Below are 16,721 nucleotides of genomic sequence, written 5' to 3' on the forward strand. Positions count from 1 at the left end.
CGCGGCGTGGCGTAAGCTCCACACTTACAGAGTTTGTCTAACTACTAAGAGGTGCATCATGGACCGATATCCACGTAACGATTCAATCGTGCAGCAGGCCTCCGCCGGGCTGCAAACCTATATGGCGCAGGTGTATGGCTGGATGACCTGTGGTTTGCTGCTGACGGCGTTTGTTTCCTGGTTTGCCGCCCGCACACCGGCAGTGATGGAGCTGGTGTTTGCTAACCGCATGACCTTCTTTGGCCTGATCATTGTGCAGCTGGGGGTGGTATTTGTACTGTCCGGGATGGTGCAGCGTCTGAGCGGTGCAGTGGCGACGGCGTTATTTATGCTGTATTCGGCGCTTACCGGCCTGACGATTGCCAGCATTTTCCTTGTTTACACCTATTCGTCTATCGCCAGCACCTTCTTTGTTACTGCCGGGATGTTTGGTGCCATGAGCTTTTATGGCTACACCACAAAACGTGACCTCAGCCGTTTTGGCAGCCTGCTGTTTATGGCGCTGATTGGTATTGTGCTGGCGTCGCTGGTTAACTTCTGGCTGAAAAGTCCGGCGCTGATGTGGGCTATCACCTATATCGGCGTGGTGGTGTTTGTCGGCCTGACCGCCTATGACACCCAGAAGCTGAAAGCGATTGGCGAAACGATAAATGTGGATGATAAAGAGAATCTGCGTCGCTTCTCGATTATGGGTGCGCTGACGTTGTATCTCGATTTCATCAACCTGTTCCTGATGCTGCTGCGGATTTTCGGTAACCGCCGCTAACCATCCCGTAGCGGCGCGATAAATCGTGCCGCTACGTATTCAGGTGCCGTTTTCTGACGGCGTGGATTTTTCCATCCTGCGTTCATTCTTCTGCCGCAGATGTTTTGCGCGACTTTCCAGCCACAGATACAGCACCAGCGCCAGCAGCAGCGGCAAAATAAAATACAACACGCGATAAGCCAGCAATGCCGCGATAATGGTGCCGTGCGACGTATGTTGTCCGCTAAGCAGCGCCAGGAATACGGCTTCCAGCACGCCAATCCCGGCCGGGATATGGATAATCACCCCCGCGATGCTGCTAATCAGCAATACGCCCAGCACCACCGGGTAGTCAACCTGCTGCGCCAGCAGCAGCCAGATAATCGCCCCCATCACCATCCAGTTGGCGCAGGATACCGCAAACTGAAACAGCGCCATGCGCAGCGAAGGCAGTTGCAGGTGCTGGCCTTTCACTGTCCAGTGACGTTTTTTGGCAAAGGCACAGGCCCACAGATACAACGCGACGCCCGTCAGCAGGCAGCCCCCAATGATGCGCAGCGTCTGTCCGCCAACAAACCAGCCCTGGGGAATCGGCACCATCCCGGCGGTAAACACCACGCCTGCCAGCAGGATATAACCCAGCCAGTTGGTGGCGATGCTAAGCGAAAAAATCCGCGTGATGGTGCCACCGGGTAAACCCAGCCGTGAATACAGGCGATAACGCATTGCCACGCCACCCACCCAGGTACTGAGCGTCAGGTTGAAGGCATAGCAGATAAATGACACCAGCATCACCTGGCGTTTGGCGAGTTTGTGCCCGCAGTAGGCGCGGCCAATCAAATCATAAACGCCGTAGGTCAGGTAACTGACCACCACCAGCGCGATAGCACTGAGGATCACCGTGCGGTTGTAATTGACGATCACATCAATAACGTCATCCCAGTTCACTTTGCGGGCATACACCACCAGCAGCACAATCACCGCGATGAAAAAGAGCCAGGTAAGAATTTTCTTCACCCGCTGCCAGCGAGGATGTTTTTTACTCATCAGGGCTTGGCTCCTTCGTTGTCGGTTTCCACCCGATCCTGGGTTTCCAGTTCCGGTTGTACCGGGGGAGCGACCTGCGCCAGACGCGGCGTATGGGCGGGTAACCAACCGGCAATCGCCGGGAAGTGGCGCAAAAAGTGGAACACCATCACGCTCTTGGTCAGCTGCCACCAGGTCCGCGGCGGCAGTTTATCGTCCTGCACCCGCTCGCAATCCTGTTGCAGCAGCTGCTCCAGGTTGTTGCGCAGCGTCTGATTGAAATGGCGATCGTGGATCATCAGGTTGGCCTCCAGATTCAGCGACAGGCTGAGCGGATCGAGATTGCTGGACCCCACGGTTGACCATTGGCTGTCCTGCACCGCAATCTTGGCATGCAGCGGGCGGCGGCAATATTCGTAAACCTCCACGCCAGCATCGACCAGATAGTTGTAAAGCAGCTCAGCGCCGACTTTCACAATCGGCATATCCGGTTCACCCTGCACCACCAGCCGCACGCGCACGCCACGCTGTGCCGCGTGACGCATCTCGCGCAGCAGGCGATAACCGGGGAAGAAGTAAGCGTTAGCGATGATCACATCCTGTTTTGCTTTGCGCAGCATATCGAGGTAATGCTGTTCGATATCATCGCGGTGGTCATTGTTGTCGCGAAAGACAAACAACACCTGCGCATCGCCGGGCAGGGCATTCAGCGCCGGGCGATGCGAGTGCGTCCCCCACCAGCGCCGGGTAACCTGTGTGCTGCCGATGGCCTGCTGCACGTAGCGTGCGATATCCAGCACCACCGGTCCTTTCACTTCGACGGCGTAATCCTGTTTGGCCTCCGGACCGAAATCACGGTTGTGTTCGGCGGAAAAATTGATGCCACCGACAAAGGCGATGGTGTCATCAATCACCACGGTTTTGCGGTGCAGACGACGGAAGACGTTGGTGCGCATCCCCAGCACCAGCGGGCGTGGGTCATAAAAGATAAAACGCACGCCTGCGGCGGTCAGGCTATTGATGTAGCTGGCGGAAAGTTCGTGCGAACCATAACCGTCCACCATCACCTCGACCCTGACACCGCGCTGGGCTGCCGCCAGTAATTCGCGATGGAGCGCCGTACCCACCTGATCCTCAAACAGGATAAACGTCTCCAGCAGCACGGTGCGTTCAGCACGCTGAATCGCCCTCATCACGCGGGGAAAGAAGGCTTCACCATTCTCCAGCAGACGCAGCTGGTTGCCATCACGCCAGTTAAAATTCACAGGAAAATCTCCACGGCCAGCGGTGCGTGATCGGACAGGTGTGACCAGGGTTTCACCGGTAGCGCCCAGGGCTGGCTGACGGAAGCATTGCGCACATAAATACGATCCAGGCGCAGCAGCGGGAAACGTGCCGGGAAAGTGCGGGCCGGGCGGCCATGCTGAATACTGAACACCTCGTCCAGCCCGGCGTGGCGCTTAAGGAACTTATTGGCACGCACCTGCCAGTCGTTAAAATCACCCGCCACCACCAGAGGGGCATCGGGTGGCAGCGCGGCGATCACTTCGCACATCATGCGCATCTGCGCCCGGCGATGCGGTTCACGCAGGCCGAGATGCACGCAGATGACATGCAGTGACTGTGGCTGCCCCGGCAGACCAATTTGGCAGTGCAACATGCCGCGATTTTCACCACCGGCAACGGAAATATCGCGATTTTCATACTCAATGATGGGAAAACGTGACAATATCGCGTTCCCGTGATGACCTTCGGGGTAGACGGCGTTGCGACCATAGGCATAATCGTGCCACATGCTGTCGGCGATAAACTCGTAATGTGAGGTTTCCGGCCAGTTTTCAATATGTAATGAATGAATGGCATGGGTGCCCATTACCTCCTGCATGAAGACAATATCTGCCGAGGTGGCACGCACGGCGTCGCGCAACTCTGGCAGGATAAAGCGGCGATTGAAGCTGGTGAACCCTTTGTGGGTATTGATTGTCAGGACTTTAAATGAAAATCCGTGCGCATTTTGTGGCATACTCGGACGCGCTCCTTTTCATCAACAACAGAATAAAGTGTAGTCTTTGTCACAAATGGGTGGCGAAAAGAGCAGAAAATTAGGGCGTTATCCGAAATTTGCTTTACATTGAGGAAATCCGTCTGGCTGACGCCAGATACACTTGGGCGACCTGTTGGGTCTGCCAGGAGAAGAGAATGAAATGGTCTAATCGTGTTCAGATTGTTACCGGACAAACCTGTGTTCATATTGCCATGCACCTGCTGGTAATTGCGGCGCTGGTCTGGGGCTGGAAACATAAGGCGCTGGTTGAAGTGAGCAGTACCCTGGTGGCGGCTTACGTTGTGGTGTTTATCACCATGCTGGTCACGCAGCGTAGTGCCCGTTTGCGTATGCTTGGCGATTCTCTGGAAGAGGTGACCACCACCTACTACTTCGGCGCAGCCATGCTGACGCTGTTCCTGGTTTCACGCATCATCCATAACAACCTGCTGCTGGGTTGTCTTGGCGTGGTGATGCTGGTGGGACCGGCGGTGGTATCGCTGCTGGCCAAAGAGCCAGCCCAGCGCGTGGAGAAGAAGCGCAGTTAACTATGCACTTCTGACGAAAGGGAGCCTGATGGCTCCTTTTTTTATGCCGATGATGCGCGATAAATCGCGCCGCTACGGGATGGTGCAATGCTGATGCCTTGATTCACATCATGCACGGTTTGTAGCGGCGCGATTTATCGCGCAATACCTCGTCGTGCGGTTATTTGCGGGTCGCGCTGCCTGCGCAAAGCTGCTACACTCGCGCCCTTACGCATGGTAGTTTGTGCCCTTTTCACACGTGAGCCTCAGGCTTGCGTCATATCCCCCCTGAAAACTACATCGCCTGCGGCGATCAGGGCGGTTCGGAGTAATACACCTGCATGTCTTTTGACTCTCTCGGCCTGAGTGCCGATATTTTGCGTGCGGTAGCAGAACAGGGCTATCGCGAACCGACGCCAATCCAGCGTCAGGCAATTCCCGTGGTGCTGGCTGGTCGTGACCTGCTGGCGAGCGCCCAGACCGGCACAGGTAAGACCGCTGGTTTTACGCTGCCGCTGCTGCAGCGTCTGTCCGCGAAAGCGACCCCGGCACGCGGACGTCGTCCGGTACGTGCCCTGATTCTGACACCTACCCGTGAGCTGGCTGCTCAGGTCGGTGAGAACGTGCGCGATTACAGCCAGTACCTTGACCTGCGTTCGCTGGTGGTATTTGGTGGCGTCAGCATTAACCCACAAATGATGAAACTGCGCGGCGGCGTAGATATCCTGGTGGCGACGCCGGGCCGTCTGCTTGACCTGGTGCACCAGAATGCGGTTGATCTGTCCCAGGTGGAAATCCTGGTGCTGGACGAAGCAGACCGCATGCTGGATATGGGCTTTATCCACGATATCCGTCGTGTGCTGGCAAAACTGCCAGCCAAACGTCAGAACCTGCTGTTCTCCGCTACCTTCTCGGACGAGATCAAGTCACTGGCAGAAAAACTGCTGAACAACCCGGAGCAGGTGGAAGTGGCGCGCCGCAACACCGCCTCTGAGCAGGTTTCTCAGCAGGTTCATTTTGTTGATAAGAAACGCAAGCGCGAGCTGCTGTCGCTGATGATCGGTCGCGACAACTGGCAGCAGGTGCTGGTGTTCACCCGTACCAAACACGGTGCTAACCATCTGGCAGAACAGCTGAACAAAGATGGCATCACCGCTGCGGCGATTCACGGTAACAAAAGCCAGGGCGCACGTACCCGCGCGCTGGCCGATTTTAAAACCGGCGGCATTCGTGTGCTGGTGGCGACCGATATCGCGGCGCGTGGTCTTGATATCGAAGAACTGCCGCACGTGGTGAACTACGAGTTGCCTAACGTAGCGGAAGATTATGTGCACCGTATTGGCCGTACCGGCCGTGCGGCGGCAACCGGTGCAGCGTTGTCGCTGGTCTGCGTTGACGAGCACAAACTGCTGCGTGACATCGAACGCCTGCTGAAGCGCGAAATTCCGCGCATTGCGCTGCCGGGTTTTGAACCGGATCCGAGCATCAAAGCGGAGCCGATCCAGAATGGTCGTCAGCAGCAACAGCAGCGCGGTCGTGGCCGTGGTCCGGGGCAGGGTGGTAACCCACGTCCGCAGGGCGAAGGCCGTCCGCCGCGTCCGCAAGGTGAAAACCGTGGACCGCGTCGCCAGGGGCAGGGTGCAGGTGCTGGTCAGGGTCAGGGACCGGCTCGTCCACGTCGTCCGGCGGCGAAGAAAAGCGGAAACGTCTAAGACGATGAGGGTGTTACTGGCACCGATGGAGGGCGTGCTCGATTCGCTGGTGCGCGAGCTGCTCTCGGAAGTGAATGATTATGACCTGTGCATCACCGAGTTTTTGCGCGTGGTCGATCAACTGCTGCCGGTAAAATCCTTCCATCGTCTCTGCCCGGAACTACAACACCACAGCCGCACGCCGTCTGGTACGCGCGTGCGGTTGCAATTGCTGGGGCAATATCCCGAGTGGCTGGCGGAAAACGCCGCGCGTGCGGTGGAGCTGGGTTCCTGGGGGGTTGATCTCAACTGCGGCTGCCCGTCAAAGCTGGTTAACGGCAGCGGCGGTGGCGCGACTCTGCTGAAAGATCCGGAACTGATTTACCGTGGAGCCAAAGCGATGCGGGAAGCGGTGCCGGGTCATCTGCCGGTGACGGTCAAAGTGCGTCTTGGCTGGGATTCCAGCGAGCGTCGTTTTGAAATCGCCGATGCGGTGCAGCAGGCGGGTGCCAGCGAGCTGGTGGTGCACGGTCGTACCAAAGAAGAAGGTTACCGGGCCGAAAGCATCAACTGGCAGGCGATTGGCGAGATTCGCCAGCGTCTGCGCATTCCGGTGATCGCCAACGGTGAAATCTGGAACTGGCAGGATGCACAGGATTGTCTGCGTATCACCGGTTGCGATGCGGTGATGCTGGGGCGCGGCGCACTTAACGTGCCGAATCTGAGCCGGGTCGTGAAGTACAACGAAGCCCCGATGGCGTGGCCGGATGTGGTGACGCTACTACAGAAATACACCCAGCTGGAAAAGCAGGGCGACACCGGTTTGTATCATGTGGCGCGTATTAAGCAGTGGCTGGGTTATCTGCGTAAGGCGTATCACGAGGCCGACGGGTTATTTGGCGAAATCCGCACGTTGAAAGTCTCGGCAGATATTGCCACGGCGATTGAGCGCCATGCCGATCGCTGCATAAACCAGACATAAAAAAACCCGCGACCCATTAGCAGGCTAAGGGTATAGTAGTGCTTCAACTTCACCCAGTTACGCTACGCCACTACTCATGTCTGACGCTGCTGTACTGAGTAATGCTCAGTTAAATAAACGTATTGTCTCCGTCCTGATTTTCACCTTTTTTTGCTATCTCTCCGTAGGGCTGCCGCTGGCGGTGCTGCCGGGATTTGTGCATAACCAGCTCGGCTTCAGCTCCTTTATGGCCGGGCTGATCATCAGCGTGCAGTATTTTGCCACCCTGATGAGTCGTCCGCATTCTGGCCGCCTGGCGGATCGCTTTGGTCCGAAACGCGTGGTGATGCTCGGCTTGATCTGCTGTGGCATGAGTGGCGTGCTGTCGATAATCGCCGCCTTATGCCGCGATCTGCCGGTGCTCAGCTTGTTGCTGCTGGCGCTGGGACGGGTGTTTCTTGGCGTGGGGGAGAGCTTCAGCAGCACCGGTTCGACGCTGTGGGGAATGAATATTGTCGGGCCGTTGCAGACGGCGCGGGTGATTTCCTGGAACGGGGTCGCCACCTACTTTGCCATGGCAATTGGTGCGCCACTTGGTGTGCTGCTGAATCAATGGTTTGGCATCAGCGGCTTTGCCGGTCTGGTGGCGCTGATGGGGATCGTGGGTTTTGTGCTGGCGTATCAAAAACCTCCGGTCAGCGTGACGGCGGGCGTGCGCATTCCGTTCCATCGCGTGGTCAGCCGCGTGTGGCTGTTCGGTCTGGCACTCGGCTTTGGCACCATCGGCTTTGGTGTGATCTCCACCTTTATCACCCTTTATTTTGCCAGTCGTGACTGGAGCGGAGCAGCCTTTGCGCTGACGGTGTTCAGCCTCGGCTTTGTCATTGTGCGTCTCGGCTTTGGTCGTTACATCACACGTTTCGGTGGCCTGAAGGTGTCGCTGGTCTCCTTTGTGCTGGAGTGCGCCGGTCTGCTGTTGATCTGGCAGGCTGACAGCGCCTGGCTGGTGGACGTGGGGGCCTTTCTCACCGGGGCGGGCTTCTCGCTGATCTTCCCGGCGCTGGGAGTGGAAGCGGTAAAACGCGTACAGCAGCAGGATCAGGGGTCGGCGCTCGGCACCTATTCCGCATTTCTGGATTTGGGCCTGGGGCTGACTGGCCCGGTGGCGGGGTTGCTGATCAGTCACTGGGGTATGCAATCGGTCTATCTGGCGGCGGCGCTGATGGTGCTGGGCGCGTTTCTGATTACGCTACGCCTGCAACAGCAGCACGGCCGCCGAACGACCGTGCAAACGACGGGTTAATACTTTTCCGGCACAATCATGTCATCCGGCACCGGTGCACGACGATAGTCCTCATGGCGCTCGCGCACCGGTAACACAATCGCCTTTTGCTCGCTTTCTTCGTAAGGCACCTGCTGCAACAGATGGCTGATGCAATTGAGACGAGCGCGCTTCTTATCTACGCCTTGCACCACCCACCACGGCGCTTCGTCGATGTGAGTCCGCGCCAGCATCTCCTCTTTCGCCTCGGTATACTCTTCCCAGCGGCGGCGGCTCTCCAGATCCATCGGGCTGAGTTTCCACTGCTTCAGCGGATCGTGAATACGGCTGAGGAAGCGGAGCTCCTGTTCCTCATCGGTGATAGAAAACCAGTATTTGACGATTTGAATCCCGCTGCGCGTCAGCATTTTTTCAAACTCCGGCACGCTGCGATAAAACTCTTCAACCTCGTCATCGTTGCAAAAACCCATCACGCGTTCCACACCGGCACGGTTGTACCAGCTGCGGTCAAACAGCACCATTTCCCCTGCGGCAGGCAGATGGGCGATGTAGCGCTGAAAATACCATTGGGTTTTCTCGCGATCGTTCGGTGCGGGCAGCGCCGCGACCCGGCAGGTGCGCGGGTTGAGACGTTGGGTGATGCGTTTGATCACCCCACCTTTACCGGCGGCATCGCGTCCTTCAAACAAAATCACCATGCGATGCCCGGTGCGCATCACCCAATCCTGCATTTTCACCAGTTCACCCTGCAGATGCAGCAGTTCGCGGAAATAGCGGCGTCGCCAGGTTTTTTCGTCATCGTCCTGTGGCTGTCCGTCGCCAAAGCGCAGATCGTCCAGTTCCATTTCGAGTTCTTCGTCGTAGCTATCGTAGAACTCCTGTAGCAGGCGTTGATGAAAGGTGTCGCTTTGAAAAGTATTGTCGTGTGTGGCCATATCCAGTCACCGTTAAAGATGGATAAACAGGGCGTAAAGCAGGCCCGAAAGAAGAATAGAAACCGGTAGCGTCAGCACCCAGGCGACCGCCAGATTGCGCAGGGTGGCGAGCTGTAAGCCGGAGCGGTTGGCCGCCATGGTGCCCGCCACGCCCGACGAGAGCACATGGGTGGTGGAAACCGGCAAACCAAAACCGTCGGCAGCCCCGATGGTGGCCATCGCCACCAGTTCGGCGCTGGCTCCCTGGGCATAATTGAGGTGGGTTTTGCCAATACGTTCGCCCACCGTCACCACAATACGTCGCCAGCCCACCATGGTGCCGAGGCCCAGCGCGATGGCGACCACCACTTTCACCCACATCGGGATAAAGCGGGTGGCGCTGTCCAGTTCACGTTTTACCGCCGTCAGATTGCGTTCGGTTTCTTCCGGCAACGCCACTTTGGCGGTTTGCAGATGCTTGATGGACTCGGAAGCCAGATACATGTCATTACGCGTGTTGGTGACCGCCTGCGCCGGGATGTTCTCCATCGAACCGTAGCGTCGGATCTGATCGCCAATATCACCCAGCATCATGCCCAGCGCCGGTAGCACTTGCGGACGCGATTGTCCGGTACGCACGAACTCGGTCAGCACCTCGCGCGGTGCTGGCATGGTGGCGGGAGTGGGTTGCAGGGACAGTAGCTGTTGCTCGGTCACTTGAGTTAACGCGGCGACGCGTGGGATCTGATCCGGCGGTAGCGATCGGTTCAGGGCGTAAGCGATGGGCATGGTGCCGACCAGAATCAACATAATCAGCCCCATCCCTTTTTGCCCATCATTGGAGCCGTGGGCGAAGGACACGCCGGTGCAGGTGAGGATCAGCAGGCCACGGATCCAGACCGGCGGTGGCTGGTTGTTCTTTGGCGCCTCATACAGCTGACGATTGCGAATTAACGCCTTCATGGCCAGCAGCAGCAGGGCGGCGCAGATAAAACCGACAATCGGCGACAGCAGCAGCGAGTAGCCGACTTTCAGCGCCTGATCCCAGTCCACGCCACTGGTGCCGCTGCGGCCATGCAGCAAGGCATTGGCCACGCCGACGCCGATAATCGAGCCAATCAGCGTATGGGACGAGGAAGAGGGCAGACCAAAGTACCAGGTGCCGAGGTTCCAGATAATTGCTGAGAACAACAGCGCGTATACCATGGCAAAGCCATTGCCGCTCCCGGCCTGCAAAATCAATTCCACCGGCAGCAGCGAGATAATGCCGAACGCCACCACGCCGCTGGAGAGCAGCACACCCAGAAAGTTACATAAACCGGACCACACCACCGCCACGCCGGGCGTAAGCGAATGGGTATAAATGACCGTCGCCACTGCGTTGGCGGTATCGTGAAAGCCATTGACGAACTCAAAGCCGAGGGCGATCAGCAGCGCCAGCCCCAGTAACAGAAAAGGGGTATAGCTGGTGATCGGTGCACCGGTATCTGAGACATCGTTAAACAGGTTGATGGCGGTGAAAGCCAGACCGGCGAGCACCAGCAGCAGAAACAGCGAGCGGGAAAAACGACCGCCGCGCTGATGCAGATTTGGGCGTCCAGCGCCTGACGACGCTGATGCAGGTAAACTGTTATCACTCATAACACACCCCGATGGTGGATGACGGTGCCGAATGGCAACCGTTACCCGCAGTGTGATACCTGCTTTGTATGACAGAATGATGATGTCGCTGGCTGGCTGTCATCGTTCTGTCATATTGCTGACGCAGGCTGTGAGTCTGTCCGCAGCCGGATTTCCTGATCGCTATGCTCCAGCCTGTTCTGCCGCTCACTACGCTGCCCGACTTCAATAATGAAGTGGCCGGGTTGATTCATGGTTACCTGTTCACTCCTGACCTGCCACCTCAGCGACTCAGCGCACGCGAAGCGGCGCAGCTGGCACGCCAGACCTTGCCGGAAGCACATTTTCTCTGGTTGCATATCAACCTTAACCACGCCCGTGCTGAGCGCTGGGTTCAGGTCCATTTTGAAGTAGACAGTGATTTCTTCGATGAGATCCATTCCGCCTCGCCCCGCACCCGGCTGGCGCAGCAAAATGATGCGTTACTGGCGGTGCTCAACGATGTGACTTTTAGCCAGGAAGAACGCAGTGCGCAGAACGCCACCCTCTGGATTTGGTGCCGTCAGCAGGTCATCGTCAGCGCGCGCTACCGGCCAGTGGGCATGATTGAACGTATGCACCAGCAGCTGGATCGCTTGCAGTTTCGTCAACCGGATGCGGTGCTGTTGTGGCTGCTGGGGGAACAGGAAGCACAGCTGGAGCAGGTGGTGCGCCGTTCCAGCGCGGCGGTGGATGCGATTGAAGAACGCCTGCTCAGTCCGGCGATCAAAGCTAACCGCAGCGAGCTGGGACGTTTGCGGCGTATGTTGCTGCGTATTCAGCGTTTGCTGGCCCCGGAACCGGCAGCGTTGTTCCGTTTACTTAACCGGCCTCCCGGCTGGTTGAAACACGAACAGCTGGGTGAGCTGCGAATTTTTACCGAAGAGTTCAGCGTGGCGTTAAACGATCTCGCCAGCCTGATGGAGCGTATTCGCCTGCTGCAGGAGGAGATTGCCGCGCGTCTGATGGAGCAGAGCAACCGCACGCTGTTTTTGCTGACGGTGATTACCGTACTGGCGCTGCCGATCAATATCGTGGCGGGGTTCTTTGGTATGAACGTGGGCGGTATCCCGCTGGCGAGCAATCCACACGGTTTTTTGCTGCTGGTGCTGGTGGTGCTGGCGTTTACCCTGGTGGCGGGCTGGCTGGCGCTACGGCGACCGCATGAATAATTGAGATGTTGCGCGATAAATCGCGCAGGTTTTCGCAGGCAAAAAAAAGCCAGCCCGCAGGCTGGCTTCATCTTATCCGTTAAGGATTAAGAATTGGTATTGGCGGCGGTGGTGTTAGCCGCTGCCGGAGTCGGGATCACTGCGCCCTGCGGCGTCATCGGTTCCTCTTTCGGCATGGCGTCTGGCGTTTCCTGAACCGGGATCGGCGCAGGCTGCACTTCACCTGCCGGACCATTGATTTTGGTCGGCATGCCGCTACGTGCCTGGATAGCGTTGTTCACCGCATCCTGATTGGTGCTGGCATCGGCAATCACTTTGGTCACCGCAGCAGTCAGGGTGATCGGCACGATTTCGCGCGAGTTGAACTGTTCTTCAGTGGTTGACAGCGGGTTGTGAACCTCAATGTAGCGCGAACCGTCTGGCTCGACGGAGGCTTTCACCGGCTGGTCAACGAACTGGACGCGCGTACCCACTGGCACGTTGTCGAACAGCCATTTGATGTCATCAGCACGCAGACGGACACAACCGTGGCTGACGCGCAGGCCGATACCGAAGTTGGCGTTGGTGCCGTGAACGGCATACAGGCGACCGATGTACAGCGCGTACAGACCCATCGGGTTATCCGGGCCAGCCGGGAACACTTCCGGGATAGACTCACCGCGAGCCGCGTATTCGGCGTGCATCGCTTTGGTCGGAGTCCAGGTTGGGCCGGCTTTTTTGCGCTGCACGCTGGTGGTCCAGTTGATCGGGGTATCTTTACCCAGCTCACCGATACCAATCGGCAGCACTACCACGGTTTTGCTGCCTTTCGGGTAGTAATAAAGACGCATTTCAGCACTGTTGATCACAATACCTTCGCGCGGAGCGTCAGGCAGAATCAGCTGCTGCGGGATCACCATGTTAGTACCGGCTTTCGGCAGATAGACGTCAACACCTGGATTGGCTTCCAGCATGTTGCTGAGGCCCATCTGATACTGCGCCGCAAAGGCTTCCAGCGGCAGTCTGCTGTCCTGAGGCACGGTGATTTGGATATTTTCGCCGATCAGACGGCTGTTAGCAGGCGGTAGCGGATAAACCACCGCAAAGGCCGACTGGCTGAACGCCGCCAGTACGAGGGCGAGTGAAGCGAACGCGCGAATGCTCTTTTTCATGTTTTTCAAGTCGTTATAGCCGTGTTTCAGGCATGTCAGTGTGTCGAACCCATCTTGGTCTTATTGACCCGCTGCGCATTATATGTGCATTGAAGCGGTGATGGGAATCACGATTTTAACAGGTTGATGATACTTTACGTAAAAAGCTGTAATAACCCATCTGTGTTATTTTTCGCTGGCCTGTATTCAGGGCTGCCATAACGTCACTTCCCCGCTCAGTTTACGATTGAGAAAGAACGCCGCGCTGATCAGGGCCAGATGAGTCAGCGCCTGCGGCATATTGCCCAGCGCCATGCCGTGCGGAGTGAACTCCTCGGCATACAACCCCAGCGGATTGGCATAGCTCAGCAACTTTTCAAACTCGAAATGCGCTTCGTGCACCCGTCCCGCGCGCGCCAGGCACTCCACATACCAGAACGAACAGGCAGCAAAAGAACCTTCACCGCCTTTCAGCGCATCGGCGGGCGTCTCGCTGATGTTATAGCGTCGCACCAGGCCGTCGCTCACCAGCTGGGTTTTGATCGCATCCAGAGTGGCGAGCCAGTCAGGATCGGTGGCACCGACAAAACGCACCAGCGGCATCAGCAGCATCGAGGCATCCAGAAAGCGACCACCGCGCGTGGCGGTAAAGTGGCCCAGCTCCGGGTTCCAGAAGTTCTGCCAGATATCCGCGCGGATGGCGCTACGTTCCCGGTCCCAGCGCTCGTAGGGCATCGGTAGCGAACGTTTCAGGCCGAGGCGTAAAGCACGATCCAGCGCCACCCAGCACATCAGACGCGAATGGAGAAAATGTTCCGGCTCGCCGCGCATCTCCCAGATCCCGGCGTCGGGTTGCTGCCAGTTATCGCAGACGTAATTGATCATGCTGACGACATGCTGCCAGCCGCGCTGCGAAATCGCTTCACCATATTTGTTGGCGAGATAGATGGCGTCCATCAGCTCGCCATAAATATCCAGCTGCGTCTGCCGCCAGGCATCGTTACCGATGCGCACCGGGCGCGAGTTGACGTAACCGGAGAGATTCAGCAGCTCGGTTTCGTGCAGCTCGGTGCTGCTGTCGAGGCGATACATCACCTGCAAATGTGGCCCGTCATCGTGGCTGTGCTCGACACAGCGGCCCACCCAGTGGGTGAAATGTTTCGCTTCTTCGACATAACCGAGGCGCATCAGGGCATACATACTGAATGACGCATCGCGGATCCATGAAGCGCGATAATCCCAGTTGCGTTCCCCACCCGGTTCTTCTGGCAGGCCAAAGGTGGCGGCGGCGGCAATCGAACCGTGCTGGTGGGAAGTGAGCAATTTCAGTGCCAGCGCGGAGCGCGTCACCATCTCCTGCCAGCGCCCGCGATAGGAACTGTGGCGGCTCCAGCGTCGCCAGTAGTGCAGGGTGTCACGGAAGCATTGCTCGGTGGCGATCTTGTCCAGATGCGGATCTTCGTCGCTGCCAAAAATAAATTCGGCATGTTCACCCGCCTGTAAGGTGAAGTCGGCGGTGGCCGCATGGTTTTCCCGCGTCATGACCACGCTGGCGCTGAGGCGCAGCGAAGGCTGGCCATCGGCATGGAAGGCGATTCCGCCGGGACGCGCTTCGGTCCGGGTTTCCGCACGGGCGTAGTCGTGGCGCGGTGCGCACAGCAGTTTGAAACGCGCCGAGCCGCGCACCATTTTCACCCGGCGGACCACGCGCGGTAGCTTGCTGCTGTCATCGCAGATCGGCATGTAATCGGTGATCTCCGCCACGCCATCATCGCCGAGCCAGCGGGTTTGCAGGATATTGGTATCGGGCAGATAAAGTTGCTGCTGGCGGGCATTTTTCCATTGCGGTGCCAGCGAAAACAGGCCCGCTTCGTCGCTGTCGAGCAGGGCGCTAAACACGGACGGGCTATCGAGTTCCGGCCAGCACAAATAATCGATGGTGCCATCGCTGGCGACCATGGCGCAGGTACGTAAATCGCCGATGACTCCGTGGTCGTCAATTTTGCGTTTGATCTCACTCATCCTGCCTCCTTTACGCTATTCCATTGTTAACTATAGCCGAAGCGGTTTTAACGGCGGCGGCGGGGCACAGAAGGATAACTTCTATACTGAGGAGACACCTGACAGAAAGGAGAACCTAATGGCGCTGGTAAAACAGAAAGTGGCGGTGGTCACCGCTTCCGATTCAGGCATCGGGCGCAGCTGTGCGCTGATGCTGGCCGAGGCAGGCTATACCCTTGGCATCACCTGGCGTTCGGACGAAGAGGGGGCACATGAGACGGCGCGCCAGGTCGAGAGCCGTGGTCAGCAGGCGCAGGTACGACAGTTGGATCTTTCCGATCCACAGGCCGGTGGGCAGCAACTGGTGCAGCTGATTGCCTCGCTGGGGCGGATTGATGTGCTGGTCAACAACGCTGGGGTGATGACCAAAGCGGATTTTCTCGATGTCACCTTTGAAGACTGGCGAAAAGTCTTCAGTGTCGACGTCGATGGGGCGTTTGTCTGCGGTCAGATTGCCGCCCGATATATGGTGGATCAGGGCAACGGCGGACGCATCATTAACATCACCTCGGTGCATGAACATACGCCATTGCCCGATGCAGCGGCTTACACCGCGGCAAAACATGCCCTCGGCGGTCTGACCAAATCGATGGCCCTCAGCCTGTTACCGCATCATATCCTGGTGAATGCGGTGGCACCGGGCGCGATAGCAACGCCCATGAACCATCTGCGTAACGAGGAGGCGCGCAGTACGCGCATGCCGGAAATCCCCATCGGGCGACCGGGTGACACGCGCGAAGTCGCGAGTTTAGTGGCCTGGCTGTGCTCGGAGTGGGCCACCTACACCACCGGACAATCGTTTATTGTCGACGGTGGCTTTATGCTGGCGAACCCGCAGTTTAAGGGGTATCACAATTAATCGGCGCGGCGGCGGTTCCAGCGACGGATAACGTAGCGCAGCAGGATGGCAAATCCCACCGCCGCCACCAGCCACAGCAGATGTTTGAAGTGCTGATCGAGTTTGTGCAGCCACGGGGTGATGATCTCCCCGGCAAAATAGCCAAGGGTGACAAAGATCAGCGCCCAGAGCGCAGCGCCAATCACATTCAGCAGGAAAAAGCGCAGCGGTTTCAGGCGGCTGGTGCCAATGATAATCGGCCCGACAATGCGGAAGCCGTACATAAAACGCACGCCAATCACAAACAGGCTGGGGTGACGCTGAATCAGGTGGCTGGCTTTGTGGATGGTATCCTGATGCTTTTTAAAACGGCGCAGGATACGCGTGCCAAAACGACGGCCAAGCCAAAACAGCATCTGATCGCCCAGGATGCCACCCCCCATCGCGGCCAGTACCACGCCGCCGAAGTGTAGCAATCCTTCATGTGCCGCCACCCCTCCCAGCAGGGTGAAGGTTTCCCCTTCAGCGATACAGCCAATCAGCAGCGCCAGGTAGCCGTACTGGCTAATTAATCCGTTGATATCAAGATGCAAAACGTCCTCCCTGTTGTTATCAACCCTTGTAACAGTCTACACCCGCAGGTGATTTTTTGTGCCGCTTGCCGCAAAAAC

At 57.7% G+C, this 16,721-nt stretch carries 15 protein-coding genes; 7 read left to right on the plus strand and 8 right to left on the minus strand.

All coding sequences use genetic code 11. The annotated features are described in order from the left end of the window. Positions 1–58 precede the first annotated feature (58 nt). Positions 59–766, plus strand: a complete 708-nt coding sequence (locus CUN67_RS05825; RefSeq protein ID WP_208714388.1) for a Bax inhibitor-1/YccA family protein — start codon at positions 59–61, stop codon at positions 764–766. A 39-nt stretch (positions 767–805) separates the two neighbouring features. Here the strand turns inward: CUN67_RS05825 and CUN67_RS05830 are convergent, their stop codons facing one another. From CUN67_RS05830 to CUN67_RS05840, 3 genes are read right to left on the minus strand one after another with little or no spacing between them, the layout of a single operon-like run. Continuing rightward, a complete protein-coding gene (locus CUN67_RS05830; RefSeq protein WP_208714389.1) occupies positions 806–1,792 on the minus strand; it encodes a lysylphosphatidylglycerol synthase domain-containing protein in 987 nt (328 codons plus the stop codon). Next, the gene (gene clsB / locus CUN67_RS05835; RefSeq protein WP_208714390.1) at positions 1,792–3,036 is read right to left on the minus strand and encodes a cardiolipin synthase ClsB; all 1,245 of its coding nucleotides are present in this window, start codon (positions 3,034–3,036) and stop codon (positions 1,792–1,794) included. The genes CUN67_RS05830 and clsB overlap by 1 nt, the downstream gene beginning before the upstream one ends. Continuing rightward, positions 3,033–3,794, minus strand: coding sequence for an endonuclease/exonuclease/phosphatase family protein (locus CUN67_RS05840; RefSeq protein ID WP_208714391.1), 762 nt, complete (start codon positions 3,792–3,794; stop codon positions 3,033–3,035). Before CUN67_RS05840 ends, clsB begins: the two co-directional genes overlap by 4 nt. 176 nt (positions 3,795–3,970) lie before the next feature. Here CUN67_RS05840 and CUN67_RS05845 point away from each other — a divergent pair, with 176 nt between their 5' ends. The 4 genes from CUN67_RS05845 to CUN67_RS05860 all read left to right on the plus strand — a co-directional run bounded on the left by CUN67_RS05845 (position 3,971) and on the right by CUN67_RS05860 (position 8,297). After that, complete coding sequence (locus CUN67_RS05845) at positions 3,971–4,363, plus strand: YbhQ family protein (protein WP_084873579.1); 393 nt, start codon at positions 3,971–3,973, stop codon at positions 4,361–4,363. A gap of 320 nt (positions 4,364–4,683) precedes the next feature. Continuing rightward, on the plus strand, positions 4,684–6,054 hold the full coding sequence (rhlE, locus tag CUN67_RS05850) for an ATP-dependent RNA helicase RhlE (RefSeq protein WP_208714392.1): 1,371 nt from the start codon (positions 4,684–4,686) through the stop codon (positions 6,052–6,054). Between the two features lie 4 nt (positions 6,055–6,058). Beyond that, positions 6,059–7,015 (plus strand): tRNA dihydrouridine(16) synthase DusC, encoded by a 957-nt coding sequence (gene dusC, locus CUN67_RS05855; protein ID WP_208714393.1) that lies wholly within the window; start codon positions 6,059–6,061, stop codon positions 7,013–7,015. Positions 7,016–7,091: 76 nt separating this feature from the next. Beyond that, a complete protein-coding gene (locus tag CUN67_RS05860) occupies positions 7,092–8,297 on the plus strand; it encodes an MFS transporter (protein WP_208714394.1) in 1,206 nt (401 codons plus the stop codon). Here the strand turns inward: CUN67_RS05860 and ppk2 are convergent. Continuing rightward, positions 8,294–9,211, minus strand: a complete 918-nt coding sequence (gene ppk2, locus CUN67_RS05865; RefSeq protein WP_208714395.1) for a polyphosphate kinase 2 — start codon at positions 9,209–9,211, stop codon at positions 8,294–8,296. The genes CUN67_RS05860 and ppk2 overlap by 4 nt on opposite strands. 12 nt (positions 9,212–9,223) lie before the next feature. After that, positions 9,224–10,831, minus strand: coding sequence for an inorganic phosphate transporter (locus CUN67_RS05870; protein WP_208714396.1), 1,608 nt, complete (start codon positions 10,829–10,831; stop codon positions 9,224–9,226). A gap of 164 nt (positions 10,832–10,995) precedes the next feature. Between CUN67_RS05870 and CUN67_RS05875 the strand changes: the two genes are divergently transcribed. After that, positions 10,996–12,021 (plus strand): CorA family divalent cation transporter, encoded by a 1,026-nt coding sequence (locus CUN67_RS05875; RefSeq protein WP_208714397.1) that lies wholly within the window; start codon positions 10,996–10,998, stop codon positions 12,019–12,021. Positions 12,022–12,107: 86 nt separating this feature from the next. Here the strand turns inward: CUN67_RS05875 and CUN67_RS05880 are convergent, their stop codons facing one another. Together CUN67_RS05880 and CUN67_RS05885 are read right to left on the minus strand one after the other, a co-directional pair. Beyond that, entirely contained in the window at positions 12,108–13,172 is a 1,065-nt protein-coding gene (locus CUN67_RS05880) for a L,D-transpeptidase family protein (RefSeq protein WP_208714398.1), read from the minus strand. A 186-nt stretch (positions 13,173–13,358) separates the two neighbouring features. Further along, positions 13,359–15,173 carry a glycoside hydrolase family 15 protein gene (locus tag CUN67_RS05885; protein ID WP_208714399.1) on the minus strand — a complete coding sequence of 605 codons (1,815 nt, stop codon included), beginning with the start codon at positions 15,171–15,173 and terminating at the stop codon, positions 13,359–13,361. 118 nt (positions 15,174–15,291) lie between these two features. Between CUN67_RS05885 and CUN67_RS05890 the strand changes: the two genes are divergently transcribed. Beyond that, positions 15,292–16,071 (plus strand): SDR family oxidoreductase, encoded by a 780-nt coding sequence (locus CUN67_RS05890; protein ID WP_208714400.1) that lies wholly within the window; start codon positions 15,292–15,294, stop codon positions 16,069–16,071. On the opposite strand, the gene CUN67_RS05895 is transcribed toward CUN67_RS05890, so the two are convergent. Beyond that, positions 16,068–16,643, minus strand: coding sequence for a DedA family protein (locus CUN67_RS05895; RefSeq protein WP_208714401.1), 576 nt, complete (start codon positions 16,641–16,643; stop codon positions 16,068–16,070). The genes CUN67_RS05890 and CUN67_RS05895 overlap by 4 nt on opposite strands. Positions 16,644–16,721 lie beyond the last annotated feature (78 nt).

This window comes from Pantoea cypripedii (genome assembly GCF_011395035.1).
GTDB lineage: Bacteria > Pseudomonadota > Gammaproteobacteria > Enterobacterales > Enterobacteriaceae > Pantoea > Pantoea cypripedii_A.